The sequence below is a fragment of the Allonocardiopsis opalescens genome (assembly GCF_003002095.1).
Taxonomy (GTDB): Bacteria; Actinomycetota; Actinomycetes; order Streptosporangiales; family Streptosporangiaceae; genus Allonocardiopsis; species Allonocardiopsis opalescens.
The window spans coordinates 1-3,615 of sequence record NZ_PVZC01000020.1; the positions used below are offsets into that span (position 1 = coordinate 1).

Genomic DNA, 3,615 nt, shown 5'->3' on the forward strand with positions numbered 1-3,615 from the left:
TGTTCGGCGGTGTCCTGCTCTCCCACCCCCCTTCGGGGGCAGTACCATCGGCGCTGGCAGGCTTAACTGACCGGGATCGGAACGTGACCGGGTGTTCCCCTACCGCTATGACCACCGAAACCCTATAGACCCAACCCGCACCGGGAAGCCCGAAAGCCATCCCCCGGGGGGTGGGAAGTTGTGGGGTGGCCACCCCCAACATCCCCTCGCGGTGCGGCGAACCCCGGTACGGGATCGGCCGCCACCTCCAAGGATGGGGGGTGGTGTGTGTTCTCAGATTTCGTATAGTGAGCGCGCCCGCCGGCCCGAAGACCAGCAAGGGATCGTGAAGATTCGTGGTGGGTAAGTCCTCGGCCTATTAGTACCGGTCAGCTCCACACCTCACAGTGCTTCCACATCCGGCCTATCAACCCAGTCGTCTCCTGGGAGCCTTACCCCACCGAAGTGGGTGGGAGACCTCATCTCAGGGCAGGCTTCCCGCTTAGATGCTTTCAGCGGTTATCCCTCCCGAACGTAGCCAACCAGCCATGCACCTGGCGGTACAACTGGCACACCAGAGGTTCGTCCGTCCCGGTCCTCTCGTACTAGGGACAGCCCCCCATCAAGTCTCCTACGCGCGCAGCGGATAGGGACCGAACTGTCTCGCGACGTTCTAAACCCAGCTCGCGTGCCGCTTTAATGGGCGAACAGCCCAACCCTTGGGACCAACTCCAGCCCCAGGATGCGACGAGCCGACATCGAGGTGCCAAACCATCCCGTCGATATGGACTCTTGGGGAAGATCAGCCTGTTATCCCCGGGGTACCTTTTAGCCGTTGAGCGACACCCCATCCACACGGTGGTGCCGGATCACTAGTCCCTGCTTTCGCACCTGCTCGACACGTCCGTCTCACAGTCAAGCTCCCTTGTGCACTTACACTCACCACCTGATTGCCAACCAGGCCGAGGGAACCTTTGGGCGCCTCCGTTACCCTTTAGGAGGCAACCGCCCCAGTTAAACTACCCACCAGACACTGTCCCCCAACCCGATAAGGGTCGCAGGTTGAGATGCCCGAAACGACCAGAGTGGTATTTCACCAACGCCTCCACCACCACTAGCGTGATGACTTCACCGGCTCCCACCTATCCTACACAAGCCGCCCCAAACACCAATGTCAAGCTATAGTGAAGGTCCCGGGGTCTTTCCGTCCTGCTGCGCGTAACGAGCATCTTTACTCGTAGTGCAATTTCACCGGGCCCATGGTCGAGACAGCGGGGAAGTCGTTACGCCATTCGTGCAGGTCGGAACTTACCCGACAAGGAATTTCGCTACCTTAGGATGGTTATAGTTACCACCGCCGTTTACCGGCGCTTAGATTCCCAGCTTCAGCAGCACAAGGCCACTTAACCGGTCCTCTTAACGTTCCGGCACCGGGCAGGCGTCAGTCCGTATACAGCGTCTTACGACTTCGCACGGACCTGTGTTTTTAATAAACAGTCGCTTCCCCCTGGCCTCTGCGACCCCACCCAGCTCACCAAGCACGTTGGATCACCAGACAGGGCTCCCCTTCTCCCAAAGTTACGGGGACAATTTGCCGAGTTCCTTAACCATGGTTCACCCGAGCGCCTCGGTATTCTCTACCTGACCACCAGCGTCGGTTTCGGGTACGGGCCATGAGCGCACTCGCTAGAGGCTTTTCTCGGCAGCATGGGATCACTCACTTCACCTAAAACGGCTCGGCATCACGCCTCACCCACAAGAAGGGCGGATTTGCCTACCCTCCGGGCTACACGCTTACCCCGGGACAACCACCGCCCGGTAGAGCTACCCTCCTGCGTCACCCCATCACTCACCTACTACCCCATCGGGTCCCACCATCCACACCACCCACCCACCCCGAAGGGCCGGCGTAATGGTGCTTCACCATGGTCAGCATCCGGAGGTTCAGCGTGGACGCACACCCACGGGTACGGGAATATCAACCCGTTATCCATCGACTACGCCTGTCGGCCTCGCCTTAGGCCCCGACTCACCCTGGGCGGATTAACCTGCCCCAGGAACCCTTAGTCAATCGGCGACGACGTTTCTCACGCCGTTAACGCTACTCATGCCTGCATTCTCACTCGCCCCCACTCCACCACCGGTCACCCGTATGGCTTCACCGCAAAGGACGACGCTCCCCTACCAACCCACACCCAACGGCATAGGCTCCACAGCTTCGGCGGTGTGCTTGAGCCCCGCTAAATTATCGGCGCAGAATCACTTGACCAGTGAGCTATTACGCACTCTTTAAAGGGTGGCTGCTTCTAAGCCAACCTCCTGGTTGTCTCAGCAACTCCACATCCTTTCCCACTTAGCACACGCTTAGGGGCCTTAGCTGATGATCTGGGCTGTTTCCCTCTCGACTACGAAGCTTATCCCCCGCAGTCTCACTGCCACGCTCAACTCGACCTGCATTCGGAGTTTAGCTGACGTCAGTAACCTTGTCGGGCCCATCAGCCAACCAGTAGCTCTACCTCAGACGAGCACACGCAACGCTGCACCTAAATGCATTTCGGGGAGAACCAGCTATCACGGAGTTTGATTGGCCTTTCACCCCTACCCACAGATCATCCCCCAGGTTTTCAACCCTGGTGGGTCCGGGCCTCCACACGGTCTTACCCGCGCTTCACCCTGCCCATGGGTAGATCACTCCGCTTCGGGTCTGCAGCATGCGACTAAAAACGCCCTATTCAGACTCGCTTTCGCTACGGCTCCCCCACCCGGGTTAACCTCGCCACACACCACAACTCGCAGGCTCATTCTTCAAAAGGCACGCCATCACAAAAAACCACCCCAAAAAGGAGTGGCGCTGCTCTGACGGCTTGTAAGCACACGGTTTCAGGTACTCTTTCACAACCCCTCACCGGGGCACTTTTCACCTTTCCCTCACGGTACTCGTGCACTATCGGTCACCAGGACATATTTAGGCTTGACAGGTGGTCCTGCCAGATTCACACGGGATTACACGGGCCCCGCGCTACTCGGGACACCACGCAACGGAGACACCACACAACCACCTACAGGACTCTCACCCACTACGGCACCGCATTCCAACGGCTTCGGCTCGCACAGTGTTTTCTCACTCCGCTGGAGGCTGGCAGACCCCCACACGCAGCTCCCACAACCCCACACACGTAACCCCTGCCAGGTATCACACGCACATGGTTTAGCCTCATCCCCTTTCGCTCACCACTACTCAGGGAATCACATATTGTCTTCTCTTCCTACGGGTACTGAGATGTTTCACTTCCCCGCGTCACCACACACCGCCCTATACATTCAGACGGCAGCAACCCGACATAACTCGAGCTAGGTTACCCCATTCGGAAATCCACGGATCAACACCCGGTTGACAGCTCCCCGCGGCTTATCGCAGCCTCCCACGTCCTTCATCGGCCCCTGGTGCCAAGGCATCCACCGTATGCCCTCAACAACTTACAAACACCACAAAGACACTCGCGCTCACTATACAAATCTCAAAACACACACAGACCACCAACACACCCGACCATCAGCCAACCATCACCCCACCCAAACAGGCAGAACAACGATCCGATATGACCAAGCAGCCGGCGCTGCCACCCAAGAACCACC

The 3,615-nt window shown here is 58.5% G+C and carries 2 rRNA genes; both read right to left on the reverse strand.

Going from position 1 to position 3,615, the window contains the following annotated elements:
- Position 1: 1 nt before the first annotated feature.
- Positions 2-119, reverse strand: a 5S ribosomal RNA gene (gene rrf / locus CLV72_RS31530).
- Positions 120-338: 219 nt separating this feature from the next.
- Positions 339-3,462: ribosomal RNA gene (locus CLV72_RS31535) — 23S ribosomal RNA — on the reverse strand.
- Positions 3,463-3,615 lie beyond the last annotated feature (153 nt).